Origin of the sequence: Streptomyces sp. NPDC006510, from assembly GCF_040611955.1 — a bacterium.
GTDB lineage: Bacteria > Actinomycetota > Actinomycetes > Streptomycetales > Streptomycetaceae > Streptomyces.
This window is the reverse complement of record NZ_JBEXPH010000178.1, coordinates 1-16,380: the sequence shown is the minus strand read 5'-3', so window position 1 is coordinate 16,380 and position 16,380 is coordinate 1. Positions and strand designations below refer to the sequence as shown.

Genomic DNA, 16,380 nt, shown 5'->3' with positions numbered 1-16,380 from the left:
CGCAGAGTCAGTCAAAGGAGAAGCACCATGCCAGGCCTTCTTCGTGGCGTTGCCCGCACAGCGGTGATCGCCGGAACCGCCACCTCGGTCTCCAACCGGGTCTCCCGGCGGCAGGCGGGCCGCTGGGCACGGCAGGACGCCGAACAGGCGCAGGCCCAGCCCGCTCCCGCGGCGCCCCCGCCCACGTCCGTCGCGGCGGAGGACGAGATGAGCAACAAGATCGCCCAGCTCAAGGACCTCGGTGACCTCAAGAGCCAGGGAGTGCTGAGCGAGAGCGAGTTCCAGGCCCAGAAGGCCAGAATCCTCGGCCTCTGACCGGCCCGGCCGTGTGACCGGGACCGCGCGCCCGGTTCACGTCCGCTTGTCGTCCCAGGGCGTGCCCATCCAGCTGTCGAAGGTGCGGATCAGCGCGCTCAGTGCCGCTGCGAGCCGCCAGTCGACCCACGGCGCGTGGACATGGATCTCGTCGTTGTCCGAGAGGAACTCCAGCGGAACCTCCCGGCCGGAGCGCCAGATGATCCGCCGTGGTCCGCGTGCCGCATCACCGTTGCCGCTCAGGATGCTGCCCACGCAGATCGCCACCTGGATGGGGAGCAGCAGCCACCATACGTACCACCAGAAAATCCGGCCCTTGAAGCCGACCGCCTCCGGGCAACCGGTCTGGGCGACCGTCCAGCGGGTCCGCAGCCCCTTGCCGGAGAGGGCCTTCTCACGGACGAGCGTGCCGATCGGCTCGCCCTGCGCGCCCAGCACCTGGTACGTGGCGACGCCGTCTGCCGCGGACGCGGTGACCAGGGTGGCCAGCCGGGCCCGGCGCTCGGGGTCGGCCCACAGCACGAAGGAACGCGCCCCCGTCTTGCGGGCCGCGAGGTACGCGGGTATCCCGCCCTCCGGCAGTTCGCGCTCCACATGGGCGACCACCCGTGACTCGCCGCCGGGCCCTTCGGTGAACTCGATGACATGGCCGACGGGCGCGGGTGCCCCCGGAGCCGTGGCCTGTTCCTGCGCCCCGCCGTTCTTCTTCGGCTCGGGTGCCCGCTTCAACGTCAGCACGCTGCTCATCGGTGAACTCCTCCGTTGTGTGCTGCTCGGACGTCTGCATGTAGCTCGGACGTCTTCATCTTGCTGGGACGTCTGTGTGTTGCTCGGACGTCGCACAATAGACGGGGCGTCCTGAGAAGATCGATCCGTGGAATCCGCCGAGCCCTTCCCCGAACCCCTCCCCGGATCCGGCACCGAGCCCCCGCCCGAGGACGGTCCGGACGGCCGCACCACCCGGCGGCGGGTGGTGCGCTGCCGCATGTGCGGCCGCCCGCTCACCGGTAGGGAGTCACGTCGCACCGGCCTGGGCCCCGCCTGCGACGCCAAGCTCCACCCGGCGCCCCCGGACATCCGCACCCGCCGCCACGAGGCCGAGCAGGACCCGCTGCCCGGCACCTGAGCCGGACCCGGCTACTCGCCCAGTCGGCGGAACAGCCCCTCCTGCACCACGGACACCAGCAGATTGCCCTCGCGGTCGTAGATCCGGCCACGCGCCAGCCCCCGTCCGCCCGTGGCGACCGGCGACTCCTGGTCGTACAGGAACCACTCATCGGCCCGGAACGGGCGGTGAAACCACATGGCATGGTCCAGCGAGGCCATATCGAAGCCCCGCGGACCCCACAGCGGTTCCACCGGGATACGGACCGCGTCGAGCAGCGTCATGTCGCTTGCGTACGTCAGCGCGCAGGTGTGCACCAGCGGGTCGTCGCCCAGCGGGCCGACCGCGCGCATCCACACCGCGCTGCGCGGGTCGGCGTCCTTGACCTCCTCCTTCGTCCAGCGCAGCCGGTCTACGTACCGGACGTCGAAGGGCTGCCGTCGAGCCATGCGTTCAAGTGCGTCCGGCAGCACACCCAGGTGCTCACGGACCTCCTCGGCGACGGTCGGCAGCCCCTCCGGATCCGGGACCTCGCGGGCCGGCGGCAGCTGGTGCTCGAAGCCCGCCTCCTCCGGCCGGTGGAAGGACGCCGTCAGATTGAAGATCGTCCGGCCCTGCTGGACGGCCGTGACCCGGCGCGTGGTGAACGACCGGCCGTCCCGGACGCGCTCCACCTCGTACACGATCGGCACACCCGGCCGTCCCGGCCGCAGGAAGTACGCGTGCAGCGAGTGGACCGGCCGGTCCCCGTCGGTGGTCCGGCCCGCCGCGACCAGTGCCTGCCCGGCGACCTGCCCGCCGAAGACCCGTTGCAGGGACTCCTGGGGACTGCGCCCACGGAAGATGTTGACCTCGATCCGCTCCAGGTCGAGCAGATCGACCAGGCGCTCGGCGGGATTCGTCATGCCGTTCGTCTCCACTCTCGCAGCGGCGCCGCGCCCACGGCGTACGCCCTCACAGCTGACCGACGGAGGTCACGCGGACGACGGCCCGGCCCTCCTCGTCGGAGGCGGCCAGATCGATCTCCGCGCTGATGCCCCAGTCGTGGTCGCCGTTCGGATCGGCGAAGGTCTGCCGGACCCGCCACAGACCGTGCGCCGCGTCCTCGTCGATCTTCAGCAGCTTCGGACCGCGGGCGTCCGGACCCGTCCCCAGGTCGTCGTACTCGTCCCAGTAGGCGTCCATCGCCTCGCCCCACGCGTCCTCGTCCCAGCCCGCGTCGCCGTCCAGCTCTCCGAGCTCACCCACCTTGTCCAGCGCGGCCAGCTCCACCCGGCGGAACATCGCGTTGCGCACCAGCACCCGGAAGGCGCGGGCGTTGGCCGTGACCGGCTTCACCTCGTCGGCCCGCTCCTGCGCCTCTTCGGCGGTCTCCACCTCCGGGTTGGCGAGCTGCTCCCACTCGTCGAGCAGGCTGGAGTCCACCTGACGGACCATCTCGCCCAGCCAGGCGATCAGGTCCTCCAGGTCCTCGGACTTGATGTCGTCCGGGATGGTGTGCTCAAGCGCCTTGTACGCACTGGCGAGATAGCGCAGCACGATGCCCTCGGTGCGGGCCAGCTCGTAGTTGGAGGTGAACTCCGTGAACGTCATGGCGCGTTCGTACATGTCACGGATCACGGACTTCGGCGAGACCGGGTGGTCGCCGACCCACGGGTGGCTCCTGCGGTACACGTCGTACGCGTGCCACAGCAGCTCGCTCAGCGGCTTCGGGTACGTGACCTCCTGGAGCAGCTCCATCCGCTCCTCGTACTCGACACCGTCCGCCTTCATCTGCCCGACCGCTTCGCCGCGCGCCTTGTTCTGCTGCGCGGCGAGGATCTGCCGCGGGTCGTCGAGCGTCGACTCGACCACGGAGACCATGTCCAGCGCGTACGAGGGGGAGTCCGGGTCCAGCAGGTCGAACGCGGCCAGCGCGAAGGTCGACAGCGGCTGGTTGAGCGCGAAGTCCTGCTGGAGATCGACGGTGAGGCGGACGATCCGGCCCTCCGCGTCCGGCTTGTCGAGCTGTTCCACGACACCGCCGTCCAGCAGCGAGCGGTAGATCGCGATGGCCCGGCGGATGTGCCGGAGCTGAGCCCGGCGCGGCTCGTGGTTGTCCTCCAGCAGACGCCGCATCGCCTCGAAGGCGTTGCCGGGACGCGCGATCACGGACAGCAGCATGGTGTGCGTGACCCGGAAGCGGGAGGTCAGGGGCTCCGGGTCGGACTGGATCAGCTTGTCGAACGTGGTCTCCGACCAGGCGACGAAGCCTTCGGGGGCCTTCTTGCGGACCACCTTGCGCTTCTTCTTCGGATCGTCGCCCGCCTTCTTGACGGCCTTCTCGTTCTCGATGACGTGCTCGGGCGCCTGCGCCACGACGAAGCCCGCCGTGTCGAAGCCGGCCCGGCCCGCGCGGCCGGCGATCTGATGGAACTCACGGGCGCGCAGCGTACGCACCCGGGTGCCGTCGTACTTGGTGAGCGCGGTGAACAGCACTGTGCGGATGGGGACGTTGACGCCGACGCCGAGGGTGTCCGTACCGCAGATCACCTTCAGCAGACCGGCCTGGGCGAGCTTCTCCACCAGGCGCCGGTACTTCGGCAGCATGCCCGCGTGGTGCACCCCGATGCCGTGCCGCACATAGCGGGAGAGGTTCTGGCCGAACTTGGTGGTGAAGCGGAAGTTGCCGATCAGATCGGCGATCTTCTCCTTCTCCTCCTTGGTGCACATGTTGATGCTCATCAGCGACTGCGCCCGCTCGACGGCCGCGGCCTGGGTGAAGTGCACGATGTAGACCGGCGACTGCCTGGTGTCCAGGAGTTCGGTGAGGGTCTCGGTGATCGGAGTCAGCCGGTACTCGTAGCTGAGCGGGACCGGCCGGGTCGCCGAGCGCACCACGGACGTCGGGCGGCCGGTGCGGCGGGTCAGGTCCTCCTCGAACATCCGGACGTCGCCGAGCGTGGCCGACATCAGGACGAACTGGGCCTGCGGCAGCTCCAGCAGCGGGATCTGCCAGGCCCAGCCGCGGTCCGGCTCGGCATAGAAGTGGAACTCGTCCATCACGACCTGGCCGATGTCGGCGTACTTGCCGTCCCGCAGCGCGATGGAGGCCAGCACCTCGGCCGTGCAGCAGATCACCGGGGCGTCGGCGTTGACCGAGGCATCGCCGGTGAGCATGCCGACGTTCTCCGTACCGAACAGCTTGCACAGGTCGAAGAACTTCTCCGAGACCAGTGCCTTGATCGGCGCGGTGTAGAAGGTGACCTTGTCCTGGGCCAGCGCGGTGAAGTGCGCGCCCGCCGCGACCAGGCTCTTTCCGGAGCCGGTCGGGGTGGAAAGGATCACGTTCGCGCCGGAGACCACCTCGATCAGCGCCTCCTCCTGGGCCGGATAGAGGGTGATGCCCCGCGTCTCGGTCCATGACGAGAAAGCCTCGAAGAGGGCGTCGGGGTCGTCGGTCGGGGGCAGCTGATCGATAAGGGTCACGCCCCCCATCTTGCCTGCCTTCCGCCCGGATGAGGGAACCGGACGACCGTATGAAGATCACGGGCGATACGCTTCCCACTCAACTCGGCCGTGCCGTAACGGCAATGGCAGCGATGCAACTCTGGGGGCGGGAAGAACCATGATGGGACCGGCACACTCTCTGTCAGGGGCGGCGGCCTGGCTGGGGGTGGGCGCGGCGGCGGCCGCCGCCGGCCACACGATGCCGTGGCCCGTCCTCGTAGTCGGGGCGCTGATCACCGCCGGAGCCGCGCTGGCCCCGGACCTCGACCACAAGTCCGCGACCATCTCGCGCGCCTTCGGGCCGGTGTCCCGGGGGCTCTGCGAGATCGTCGACAAGCTCTCGCACGCCGTCTACAAGGCGACCCGGATGCGCGGCGACTCGCACCGCAACGGTGGCCACCGGACCCTGACCCACACCTGGCTCTGGGCCGTCCTGATCGGCGCCGGGGCCTCCGCCGCGGCGATCACCGGCGGCCGGTGGGCGGTCCTGGCGATCCTCTTCGTGCACCTGGTGCTCGCCGTCGAAGGACTGCTCTGGCGGGCCGCCCGGATGTCCAGCGACGTCCTGGTCTGGCTGCTCGGCGCGACCAGCGCCTGGATACTGGCCGGCGTCCTGGACAAGCCGGGCAACGGCTCGGACTGGCTGTTCACCGCCCCCGGCCAGGAGTACCTGTGGCTCGGGCTGCCGATCGTGCTCGGCGCCCTCGTCCACGACATCGGCGACGCGCTGACCGTCTCCGGCTGCCCGATCCTGTGGCCCATCCCGATCGGCCGCAAGCGCTGGTACCCGATCGGCCCGCCGAAGGGCATGCGGTTCCGGGCCGGCAGCTGGGTGGAGCTGAAGGTGCTGATGCCGGTGTTCATGGTGCTCGGGGGAGTGGGCGGGGCTGCCGCGCTGAACGTCATCTGACCGCCGCGTCCGGCGGCCGGATTCGGGCGGGTGCGCTCAGGCGGACTCCCGCGGCACCAGCCGGTGCGCCAGGACGATCTCCCTGGCCGCCCCCGTACCCTCCCCGTCGAGCCGGTCGACCAGCAGCCGCGCGGCGGAACGCCCGATCTCCCGGGCCGGGTTGAGCACGGTGGTGAGTGCGGGGGAGACCAGCGAGGCCGCCTCGATGTCGTCGTACCCGGTGATCGCCACATCGTGCGGCACCCGCAGTCCGGCGGCCCGTGCCGTGTCCAGCGCGCCGATCGCGATCAGGTCGTTGGCGCACACCACGGCGTCCGGCGGCTCCGCCGCGTCCAGCACGGCCGCGGCCCCGGCCCGCCCGCCCTCGCGGGTGAATCCGGTCCAGACGACCAGCTCCTCCGGGACCGGCAGCCCCGCCGACTCCAGGGCCTTGCGGTAACCCGCGAACCGCTCCTCGCCCGGCTCCACCCCTGGTGCACCGCCGATGAACGCGATACGGCGGTAGCCACGCCCCACCAGATGGCTGACCAGGTCGTGCATTCCCTCGGTCTCGGCGGCCCTGACCACATCGCCGAGCGCCGGCTCCAGCCGGCCGCCGAGCCGCACCAGCTTCGACCCCGAGGCCACGATCCGGTCCAGATCGCGCCGGGTGGCGCCGTACCGGCCGATCACGATGCCGTCTATGCGGCGCGCGACCAGCTGCCGGATCACCGCGGGCAGGTGCGGGCCGTCCATGGGGGCCTCGCAGACCACCGTCAGATACTCATGGGCCAGGGCGATCTCCTGCATGCCCGCGGCGATCGAGGTGTTGAACGGGTTGGTGATGTCCGGGACGACCAGCCCCAGGGTGCGGGTGCGCTGGGTGCGCAGGCCGCGCGCCGACGGGTCGGCCTGGTAGCCGAGGCGTTGTATGACGTCCTCGACCCGGGAGCGGGTGGCGGCCGAGACCGGGCGGCGACCGCTCAGCACATGGGAGACCGTGGTGACGCTGACGCCCGCCTCGGACGCCACATCGACGATCTTGACCCGGCTCCCGCCCTGCACCATCGGCCTCCCGTAGTCGTCCAGGAATGTTGTCCTGGTGTTCGAGGTCACTCTATCCATTGTGCAAAACGTTTTGTATGGTGCTTGCGATCGCGCCGCACACGGGCCGAGTCAGCCAATGCAAAACGATTTGGAGACGTGATGTCCATCGCAGGCCGGAGAGCCGTATGACGAGCTCTCCAAGCCGCAGAGCCGTGCTCGGTGCCGCGCTCGGCGCGGCGTCCGCCGCGGCCCTGGCAGGCTGCTCGGGCAGCCGCCCGGCGGACGGCAGAACAGCGGTACGGTTCCTCGGCCCGGAGACCCCCGAGACGTTCCGGGCGGTCATCCGAGGCTTCGAGCGGGCCAATCCCGACCTGCGGATCGACTACACCCCCGTACCGCCGGACCAGCTCGGTGACGTCCTCCAGCTGCGGCTCTCCGCGAAGGACGACGCGATCGACGTGTACGCCGTGGACCAGCCCCGCGTACCGGCACTCACCGCACGCGGCTTCCTCACCGACCTCGCCCCGGTCGCCGCGCGGGCCAGGGCCGCAGTCACCCCCGAGCAGTACGGCGTCAGCTCCTGGCAGGGCAGGCTCCGCTCACTGCCGATCTGGACCTCCACCCAGTACCTCTTCTACAACGCCGACCTGCTCACCAGGGCCGGCGCCCCGCTCCCCGGATCCTCGCCCGCCGACCGGTGGAGCTGGGAGCGGACCAGGAGCGTCGGCCGCCGGGCGATGGAACGGGCGGGCGCCGACTACGCCCTGCTGCTGGAACAGACCGACCTCTACTACGGGCTCCAGCCCCTCGTCGAGTCCCTGCACGGCGGCTCCGGCATCACCGGCAAGGACATGCTCACCCCCGCCGTCACCACCCAGGGCTGGATCGACGCCCTGAACTGGTACCGCACCCTCTTCGCCGACGGCTCCTCACCGCGCGGCGTCCCCTCGTACCAGCTCTCCTCGCTCTTCACCTCGGGCCGGGTGCCGTTCTTCGTCGGCGGCCCCTGGAACCTCGGCGCCTTCGCCGGGCTGAAGGACTTCACCTGGGGCACCGCGCCCCAGCCGAAGTTCGCCCACGGCCGCGCCGTCACCCCCACCGACTCCTGGTCCTGGGGCGTCAACCCGTACGCCGAACACCCCGAAGCGGCCCTGCGGTTCATGGAGTACGCCGCACTGACCACCGAGGGCAGCCTCCGGACCGTCGAGGCGTCCCCGCTCATCCCGTCCAACCGCAAGGCCTTCGACCGTTACGCGGCGGACCTGGAACACCGGGCCACCAGGAGCACCGCGGGAGTGGCCACGATCATGCGGTACGAGCTCGCGCACACCGCCGTCAGCCGGCCGCGCAGCATCGGCTACACCCAGTTCGAGACCGTCATGGGCTCGGCCTTCTCCGACATCCGCAACGGCTCGGCGGTGGAACCCCGGCTGGCGAAGGCCTCCGGCGAACTCGTGCGCACCTGGGAGCGACTGCGATGACCACCACGGCGACCCGAACCCCGAAGCGCTCCCCGCGCCGCCGCTCCACCTCGCAGGGCAGGACAGCCCTGTACTTCCTGGCCCCCGCGCTCCTCGCCCTCGTCGTGCTGCGACTGCTGCCCGCCGCGATGGCCGTCATCAGCAGCCTGCGCCACCACAGCCTCGTCGACGGCGTCACCACCTTCGTCGGACTCGGCAACTACGCCGACCTCTTCGCCGACAGCCAGTTCTGGCAGAGCGTCCGGGTGACGCTGCTGTTCAGCCTGGTCATCAACCCGCTCCAGGTGCTCATCGCCCTCGGCCTCGCCGTCCTGCTGAACCGCCGCTTCGCGGGAGTCCGCTTCTGGCGGTCGCTGGTCTTCGCACCCATCGCCGTGCCACCGGCCGTCTCCGCCGTCATCTGGGGCATCCTCTACCGCCCCGAAGGACCGCTCAACGCCGTCCTCGGCACGATGGGCATTCCGCCGCAACCTTTCCTCACCAGCTCCGAGCAGGCACTCTTCGCCCTCATCGTGCTGATGTCCTGGGTCGGCGTCGGCTACTGGATGATGTTCCTGATCGCCGGACTCCAGGACATCCCGCAGGAGTGCTACGACGCGGCCGCCGTCGACGGCGCCTCCGCCTGGCAGCGGTTCGTCCACGTCACACTGCCGCTGCTGCGCCGCCCGCTCGCCTTCGTCCTGGTCGCCGACACCGTCTCCAACTTCCTGGTGTTCGCCCCCGTGCAACTGCTGACCCGCGGCGGCCCCGACGGCTCGACCAATCTCATGATGTACGACGTGTTCCGCCGCGCCTACAGCGTCGGCGACATCAACTTCGCCCAGGCCGAAGTGGTGGTGCTCGTCGCCATCACCCTCGCGGTCGTCGCCGTCCAGTTCCGGATGATGCAGGGCAAGGGCGAGGAGTGAACCGATGAAGACAACCACCGTTCCCCAGCGGCCGACGCGACGCCGGCCCTCCGCGCTGAGGCACATGCCGCTCGCCACCGCCGTCGTCGTCGGAGTGCTCTTCGCCCTCCCGCTGCTGTGGGTGCTCACCGGCTCTCTCCGCCCCGGTGACGAGGTCCTCGGCGGACTCGACCGGCTCTCCTGGAGCAGTCTGATCCCGACGGACGCCACCCTGCACAACTATGTGACGCTCTTTCAGGGCGACTTCGGCCGTGCCGTGCTCAACTCCATCGGGGTGGCCGTCGCCACCGTTCTGATCGGACTGCTGCTCTCCGCGATGGCCGCGTTCGCCCTCTCGGTGTTCCGGTTCCGCGGCCGCGGGCTCGTCTTCGCCGTGATCCTGCTCAGCTTCATGATCCCGTTCGACGCCATAGCGATCCCGCTCTCGGACATCTTCCGCGACTGGGGCCTGCAGAACACCTACACCGGACTGATCCTGCCCGGCATCGGCAACGGTCTGGCGATCTTCCTGCTGCGCCAGTTCTTCCTGGCCATCCCGCGCGAACTCGTCGAGGCCGCCCGGATGGACGGGCTCGGCTGGTGGGGCATCTTCTGGAAGGTCTACGTGCCCCTGTCGCGGCCCGCCCTGATCGGTGCCGGACTGACCCTGTTCACCTTCCAGTGGCAGTCCTACATGTGGCCGCTGCTCGTCGGCACCGAACCGGACAAGCAGCTCGGCCCGATCGCGCTCGGCACCCTTCAGGGCCAGATGGTCGTCGACTACGGCCAGGTGTTCGCCGCCGCCGTCGTCCTGACCGTCATCCCGCTCGTCGTCCTGCTGCGCCTGCAGCGGTACTTCACCCAGTCGATCGCGGGCAGCGGTCTGAAGTGACCGCCGGCCGCACCGCCCGTCCGAACCACGAAGCCCATTCCAACGACCCGAGGAACACCGTGACTCAGCCCCCCGCCGACATCCTCCTCGACACCGACATCGGCAGCGACGTCGACGACGCGCTCGCCCTCGGTGTGCTGCTCGGCTCGCCCGAGGCCCGGATCACCGGCATCACCACCGTCTACGGCGACACCCTGCTCCGGGCCCGCCTCGCGCACCGGCTCGGCACCCTCGCCGGTCACGACCTCACCGTCGTCCCCGGCGCCACCGAGACCCTCTCCGGCAAGGACGTCTGGTGGGCCGGGCACGAGGGCAAGGCCTTCACCGACCTGGAGACCGAGCCGGTGCTCGACACCGTCGCCGCGGACCGCTTCCTCGTCGACACGGTCCTCGCCCGGCCCGGCGAGACCGATGTCATCGCCATCGCCCCGCTCGCCAACATCGCCCGCGCGATCCGCCTCGACGACCGCTTCGCCATGGGCGTACGCACCCTGTACATGATGGGCGGCAGCTTCGGGCCCGGCGCCAAGGCCGAGCACAACATCGTCAGCGACATCACGGCCGCCCGCACCGTCTTCGGCTCCGGCATCCGCACCGTCGTCACCGGCCTGGACATCACCACGCGGCTGCGCATCGAGCGTCCCGGCATCGAAGCGATCCGGGAAGCGGGCGCGTACGGTTCGGCGCTCGCCCGCGAGATCGACGCCTGGACCGGCTTCACCGGCGAACCCTGGAGCGTCCCGCACGACCCGATCACCGCGCTCTCCCTGCTGCGCCCCGACCTCTACACCACCGAGCGCGGCACGGTCGAGGTCACCGACGAAGGGCTGACCGTCTTCACCGCCGACCCGGACGGCCAGGTGGACCTGGTCGTGGACGCCGATGTGGAAGCCGTCGCGGAAGAGATCGTGGCCCGGATCGTGCGGGCCTCGGAGGGCGACTGAGAACGCGACCGCGAAGCCGTCATCCGAACCCGCGGACAGTTCTCGCCCGTCGAGGCCCTGTCCGCAAGGTCCCGCCTGCCCCGCGACGCCTGGCACGACGTGGGGCCGACGGCTGTCCGCGTGCCCCCGCGCCGACGCCCGGCGCTCCGCGGGGGCGGGCCACGGTCTCCCGGCCGGCCGACCGGGAGACCGTCCGGCCGCTCAGCCGTGCCAGGACCGCCACAGCGCCGCATACGCGCCGTCCGCCGCCACCAGCTCGTCATGAGTTCCCAGTTCGCTGATCCGGCCGCTCTCCACCACCGCGATGACATCCGCGTCGTGCGCGGTGTGCAGCCGGTGCGCGATCGCCACGACCGTACGGCCGTCCAGCACCCGGGCCAGCGAGCGCTCCAGATGGCGGGCGGCCCGCGGGTCCAGCAGCGATGTCGCCTCGTCCAGCACCAGCGTGTGCGGATCGGCCAGGACCAGCCGGGCCAGCGCGATCTGCTGGGCCTGAGCCGGAGTCAGCGCCAGGCCGCCGGAGCCGACCTCGGTGTCCAGCCCCTCCTCCAGCGCCCTCGCCCAGCCGTCCGCGTCGACCGCCGCCAGCGACGCCCACAGCTCGGCATCCCCGGCGCCCGTACGGGCCAGCAGCAGGTTGTCCCGCAGTGAACCGGTGAACACATGGTGCTCCTGGTTGACCAGCGCCACATGCGTACGCACGTCCTCCGCCCTCATCCGTGACAACTCGGCGCCGCCGAGCGTCACTTCGCCGGTGCGCGGGGCGTAGATCCCGGCCAGCAGCCGGCCCAGCGTGGACTTGCCGGCACCCGACGGGCCGACCAGCGCGAGGCGCGTACCCGGCGCGACGTCCAGCGACACCCGGTGCAGGACGTCCAGCCCGGCGCGGTACCCGAAGCGCACCTCGTCGGCCCGGACATCACGGCCGTCCGGGACGACCTCCGCGTCGCCCGCGTCCGGTTCGATGTCCCGCACCCCGACCAGCCGGGCCAGCGAGACCTGAGCGACCTGCAACTCGTCGTACCAGCGCAGGATCAGACCGAGCGGGTCGACCATCATCTGCGCCAGCAGCGCCCCCGTCGTCAGCTGCCCCACGGTCAGCCATCCCTCGATGACGAACCAGCCGCCGAGCATCAGTACCGCGCCCAGAATCGTCACATAGGTGACATTGATGACGGGGAAGAGTACGGAACGCAGGAACAGTGTGTACCGCTCCCACGCGGTCCACTGCCGGATGCGTGTGTCCGACAGCGCCACCCGGCGCGCACCCAGTCGGTGCGCCTCCACGGTCCGTCCGCCGTCCACGGTCTCCGCGAGCATCGCGGCGACCGCGGCGTATCCCGCGGCCTCCGAACGGTACGCGGACGGCGCCCGCTTGAAGTACCAGCGGCAGCCGAGGACCAGCACGGGCAGGGCGAGCAGCACCGAGAGCGCCAGCGGCGGAGCCGTCACGGTGAGGGCGGCAAGGAGCAGCCCCGCCCACACCACGCCGATCGCGAGCTGCGGCACGGCCTCGCGCATCGCGTTGGCCAGCCGGTCGATGTCCGTGGTGATCCTGGAGAGCAGATCGCCGGTACCGGCCCGCTCCAGCACCCCCGGCGGCAGCCCGACCGACCGCACGAGGAAGTCCTCGCGCAGATCGGCCAGCATCTCCTCACCGAGCATCGCGCTGCGCAGGCGCATCAGCCGGGTGAACACGGTCTGCACGATCAACGCGAGCGCGAACACCCCGGCGGTGCGCTCCAGATGGAGGTCCCGCACGCCCCCGGATAGGTCCTCGACCAGCCCGCCCAGCAGATACGGGCCGACGATCGACGCGATCACCGCGATGGCGTTGAACGCGACGAGCACGGTGAACCGCCCACGATGGCGCCGCAACAGCTCCCGTACATAGCTCCGTACGGTGGTGGGGGTGCCGACCGGCAGGGTCGTCGCCGACTCCGGCGCGGCCGGGTCGTACGCCGGTACTGCGACGCCGATCATGCCCGTTCCTCGATTTCCTCGATCGTTCCGGTCGCGCCCCGAGCGGTCAGGGCCTCGATCTCCTCGTCCGTCTCACGTGTCACGACCGCCCGGTAGTGGGGGTCCGTGCGCAGGAGCTCACGGTGCCCGCCGACCGCGACGACGGTGCCCTTGTGCACCAGCACCACCCGGTCCGCGAGGTCGAGCAGCAGCGGTGACGAGGCGAACGCCACGGTGGTGCGGCCCTGGCGCAACGACTTGATCCCGGCGGCGACCCGGGCCTCCGTGTGCGAGTCGACGGCGGAGGTCGGCTCGTCGAGAACCAGCGCCTCCGGGTCGGTCACCAGGGAGCGGGCCAGCGCGAGCCGCTGACGCTGGCCGCCCGAGAGCGACCTGCCGCGTTCGGTGATCCGGGTCGCCATCGGGTCGCCGTCCGTGGCGACGGACGCCTGCGCCAAGGAGTCCAGCACATCGCCGCACTGCGCGGCCGTCAGCGCTTCCTCGGCGGTCACCCGGCCGGACGACGGAACGTCCAGCAGCTCGCGCAGCGTGCCGGAGAGCAGAACCGGGTCCTTGTCCTGGACCAGCACGGCGGTCCGGGCGCAGTCCAGCGGGAGTTCGTCCAGCGGTACGCCACCGAGCAGGACGGACGGGGCCTTCTGTTCCGTGGCGTCCTCGTTCGAGCCCGGGTCGGCGTGCGCGTCCACGTCCACCTGCGCGTGTCCGCCGAGCCGCTCGGCCAGCCGGCCGGCCTCGTCCGGGTCGCCGCAGACCACCGCGGTGAACAGACCGGCCGGGGCCATCAGACCGGTGGCCGGGTCGTACAGATCGCCGGTCGGCGTGGTGTCGACGGTCGACGGCTGGGCGGTGCGGCGCAGCGACAGCACCCGGACCGCCCGCTGGGCGGAGGGCCGCGAGAAGGAGTACGCCATCGCGATCTCTTCGAAGTGGCGGAGCGGGAACAGCATCAGGGTCGCCGCGCTGTACACCGTGACCAGCTGACCGACCTCGATCCGGCCGTCCCGGGCCAGCATCGCCCCGTACACGACCAGCGAGATGAGCAGCAGGCCGGGCAGCAGCACCTGGATCGCCGAGATCAGCGACCACATCCGCGCGCTGTGCACCGCGGCCTCGCGGACCTCCTGGGAGGCGCGCCGATAGCGGCCGAGGAAGAGTTCCTCGCCGCCGATCCCGCGCAGCACCCGCAGACCCGCGACGGTGTCCGAGGCCAGTTCCGTGGCCTTGCCGGCCTTCTCGCGCTGGAGGTCCGCACGCCGGGTGGCCCGGGGGAGCAGCGGCAGCACGGCGAGGGCCAGCAGCGGTACGGCGACCGTCACCAGGATGCCCAGCGACGGCAGATACAGCAGGAGCCCCGCACAGATCAGCACCAGCGCGGCGGCCGCCGCGGCGAACCGGGAGAGCGCCTCGACGAACCATCCGATCTTCTCGACGTCACCGGTGGACACCGCCACCACTTCGCCCGCCGCGACCCGCCGGGTCAGCGCCGAGCCGAGCTCCGCGGTCTTGCGGGCCAGCAGCTGCTGGACCCGGGCGGCGGCAGTGATCCAGTTGGTGACGGCGGTCCGGTGGAGCATGGTGTCGCCCACTGAGATCAGCACGCCCAGGACCGCGATCAGCCCGCCCGACCATGCGAGCCGGCTGCCGGAACGGTCGACGACCGCCTGGACGGCGAAGCCGACGGCGGGCGGCAGCCCGGCGATGGAGCACTGGTGCAGCAGGCCCCAGGACATGGACTTGAGCTGGCCCTTGAGCTGATTGCGGCCGAGCCAGAGCAGGAAGCGTGGGCCTGACCGGACATCGGGATCGCCAGGATCTGAGTAGGGAAGATCGCGAATCTGCATGACGTCCCATGGTTCGGTGTGACGGTTTGTTCGGTGAATGGATCAAGTGAGTGACCCAAACCGTGCAAGGTTCGCCCGGGACGTCGGTCGGAGCAATTGGTTTTCTGCGGGAACGGCACGTTTCGCGCCATGGTCGCGATACGAAAAGGCAGGCCGGGCCGGGCCCCGCAGGGCGCCTACCCGGCCTGCCTGTCCGTTCAGGCCTTTTCGGGGTTCTCCGAGTCCATGCCGGAGCGGGCCTTCTTCCACTCACCCCGGGTGAAGTCCGGGATCTGCTGCGGCGCGCCCTTCGCCTTGATGGACAGGTGGCTGAGCGGCACGGGCGAGGTCCAGGTCGCCGCGTCGTACACATCGAAGTCGGGGACGAGGCCGAGGCGCATGCACTGCATCAGCCGGAACACCAGCATGTAGTCCATGCCGCCGTGGCCGCCGGGCGGGTTGGCGTGTTCCTTCCACAGCCAGTGGTCCCACTCCTTGTACTGGGAGAAGTCGCCCCAGCTGTCGTTGGTGTGGTCGGGCTCGATGTAGATACGGGCGGGGTAGTCCTCGAAGACGCCCTTCGTGCCGCCGAGGCTGTTGATCCGCGAATACGGATGCGGAGTGGACACATCGTGCTCCAGCCGGATGACCCGTCCCTTGGCGGTCTGGACGAGACTGATGGTCCGGTCGGACTCGATATAGGTCTCCTTCCAGCTGGGGTCGCCGGCCGGCATGTTCTTCTCGCGGTACTCGGCGAGACCGAGGGCCGGGGAACCGACGCTGGTGATGCTCACCGCACGGTCGCCGCGGTTGATGTCCATGTAATTGGCGACCGGGCCGAACCCGTGGTTGGGGTAGAGATCGCCACGCAGTCTGGTGTGCCACAGCCTGCGCCAAGGGCCTTCGTAGTAGTCCGGGTCGAACATCAGGCCACGGAGATCGTGGTTGTACGCGCCCGCGCCGTGCAGCAGATCACCGAAGAGACCGGCATGCGCCATGCGCAGCACCCGCATCTCGTTCTGCCCGTAGCAGCAGTTCTCCAGCTGCATGCAGTGGCGTCTGGTGCGCTCGGACAGGTCGACCAGCTCCCAGAGCTGGTCGAGCTGGAGCGCGATCGGACACTCCACGCCGACATGCTTTCCGTTCAGCATGGCGGTCTTCGCCATCTGGAAGTGGGAGTCCCAGGGCGTCGCCACATAGACGAAGTCGATGTCTCCGCGCTTGCAGAGGTTCTCGTAGTCGTCCTCGCCGTTGGTATAGACGGCGGGCGCCGGCTGACCCGCGGCGGTCACCTTCGCTGCGGCCCGTTGCGCCTTGGCCTTGACCGGATCGCAGACGGCGACGACCTGTACACCACCGATGGCGAGGAAGAGATCGATCATGCTGCCACCGCGATTGCCGAGGCCGACGATGCCGACCCGGACGGTGGAGCGCCGGTCGAAGGGGACTCCCACCATGGTCCTGCCCCGGCGCTCGGGCGCGGCCGACAGGTCCGCGGAGGCCTCCGGGCCCCGGCCCGGGGCGGCGG

The 16,380-nt window shown here is 70.4% G+C and carries 14 protein-coding genes; 7 read left to right on the top strand and 7 right to left on the bottom strand.

Annotated elements, in window-relative coordinates:
• The first annotated feature begins 27 nt into the window (after nucleotides 1-27).
• Complete coding sequence (locus ABZY11_RS35080) at nucleotides 28-315, top strand: SHOCT domain-containing protein (RefSeq protein ID WP_356483048.1); 288 nt, start codon at nucleotides 28-30, stop codon at nucleotides 313-315.
• A gap of 36 nt (nucleotides 316-351) precedes the next feature.
• Here the strand turns inward: ABZY11_RS35080 and ABZY11_RS35075 are convergent, their stop codons facing one another.
• Entirely contained in the window at nucleotides 352-1,062 is a 711-nt protein-coding gene (locus tag ABZY11_RS35075) for a hypothetical protein (protein WP_356483047.1), read from the bottom strand.
• A gap of 127 nt (nucleotides 1,063-1,189) precedes the next feature.
• On the opposite strand from ABZY11_RS35075, the gene ABZY11_RS35070 reads away from it, so the two are divergent.
• Nucleotides 1,190-1,441, top strand: a complete 252-nt coding sequence (locus ABZY11_RS35070; RefSeq protein WP_356483046.1) for a DUF6011 domain-containing protein — start codon at nucleotides 1,190-1,192, stop codon at nucleotides 1,439-1,441.
• Nucleotides 1,442-1,452: 11 nt separating this feature from the next.
• On the opposite strand, the gene ABZY11_RS35065 is transcribed toward ABZY11_RS35070, so the two are convergent.
• Together ABZY11_RS35065 and ABZY11_RS35060 are read right to left on the bottom strand one after the other, a co-directional pair.
• On the bottom strand, nucleotides 1,453-2,325 hold the full coding sequence (locus ABZY11_RS35065; RefSeq protein WP_356483045.1) for an acyl-CoA thioesterase II: 873 nt from the start codon (nucleotides 2,323-2,325) through the stop codon (nucleotides 1,453-1,455).
• Nucleotides 2,326-2,374: 49 nt separating this feature from the next.
• Nucleotides 2,375-4,888, bottom strand: a complete 2,514-nt coding sequence (locus ABZY11_RS35060) for a DUF3516 domain-containing protein (RefSeq protein ID WP_356483044.1) — start codon at nucleotides 4,886-4,888, stop codon at nucleotides 2,375-2,377.
• Between the two features lie 139 nt (nucleotides 4,889-5,027).
• Between ABZY11_RS35060 and ABZY11_RS35055 the strand changes: the two genes are divergently transcribed.
• Nucleotides 5,028-5,819 carry a metal-dependent hydrolase gene (locus ABZY11_RS35055; RefSeq protein WP_356483043.1) on the top strand — a complete coding sequence of 264 codons (792 nt, stop codon included), beginning with the start codon at nucleotides 5,028-5,030 and terminating at the stop codon, nucleotides 5,817-5,819.
• A 36-nt stretch (nucleotides 5,820-5,855) separates the two neighbouring features.
• On the opposite strand, the gene ABZY11_RS35050 is transcribed toward ABZY11_RS35055, so the two are convergent.
• A complete protein-coding gene (locus ABZY11_RS35050) occupies nucleotides 5,856-6,914 on the bottom strand; it encodes a LacI family DNA-binding transcriptional regulator (RefSeq protein ID WP_356483042.1) in 1,059 nt (352 codons plus the stop codon).
• 116 nt (nucleotides 6,915-7,030) lie between these two features.
• Between ABZY11_RS35050 and ABZY11_RS35045 the strand changes: the two genes are divergently transcribed.
• From ABZY11_RS35045 to ABZY11_RS35030, 4 genes are read left to right on the top strand one after another with little or no spacing between them, the layout of a single operon-like run.
• Nucleotides 7,031-8,326: an extracellular solute-binding protein gene (locus ABZY11_RS35045; RefSeq protein WP_356483041.1), complete on the top strand. Its 1,296-nt coding sequence runs from the start codon at nucleotides 7,031-7,033 to the stop codon at nucleotides 8,324-8,326.
• Nucleotides 8,323-9,234, top strand: a complete 912-nt coding sequence (locus tag ABZY11_RS35040; RefSeq protein ID WP_356483040.1) for a sugar ABC transporter permease — start codon at nucleotides 8,323-8,325, stop codon at nucleotides 9,232-9,234. Before ABZY11_RS35045 ends, ABZY11_RS35040 begins: the two co-directional genes overlap by 4 nt.
• A gap of 4 nt (nucleotides 9,235-9,238) precedes the next feature.
• Nucleotides 9,239-10,105, top strand: a complete 867-nt coding sequence (locus ABZY11_RS35035) for a carbohydrate ABC transporter permease (protein ID WP_356483039.1) — start codon at nucleotides 9,239-9,241, stop codon at nucleotides 10,103-10,105.
• A 59-nt stretch (nucleotides 10,106-10,164) separates the two neighbouring features.
• A complete protein-coding gene (locus ABZY11_RS35030) occupies nucleotides 10,165-11,049 on the top strand; it encodes a nucleoside hydrolase (RefSeq protein WP_356483038.1) in 885 nt (294 codons plus the stop codon).
• Between the two features lie 201 nt (nucleotides 11,050-11,250).
• On the opposite strand, the gene ABZY11_RS35025 is transcribed toward ABZY11_RS35030, so the two are convergent.
• From ABZY11_RS35025 to ABZY11_RS35015, 3 genes are all read right to left on the bottom strand, one after another.
• The gene (locus ABZY11_RS35025; RefSeq protein WP_356483037.1) at nucleotides 11,251-13,032 is read right to left on the bottom strand and encodes an ABC transporter ATP-binding protein; all 1,782 of its coding nucleotides are present in this window, start codon (nucleotides 13,030-13,032) and stop codon (nucleotides 11,251-11,253) included.
• Nucleotides 13,029-14,873 (bottom strand): ABC transporter ATP-binding protein, encoded by a 1,845-nt coding sequence (locus ABZY11_RS35020; RefSeq protein WP_356483036.1) that lies wholly within the window; start codon nucleotides 14,871-14,873, stop codon nucleotides 13,029-13,031. Before ABZY11_RS35020 ends, ABZY11_RS35025 begins: the two co-directional genes overlap by 4 nt.
• Before the next feature lie 197 nt (nucleotides 14,874-15,070).
• Nucleotides 15,071-16,380 (bottom strand): Gfo/Idh/MocA family oxidoreductase (locus ABZY11_RS35015; protein WP_356483035.1); only part of this gene is annotated, 1,310 nt, incomplete at its 5' end.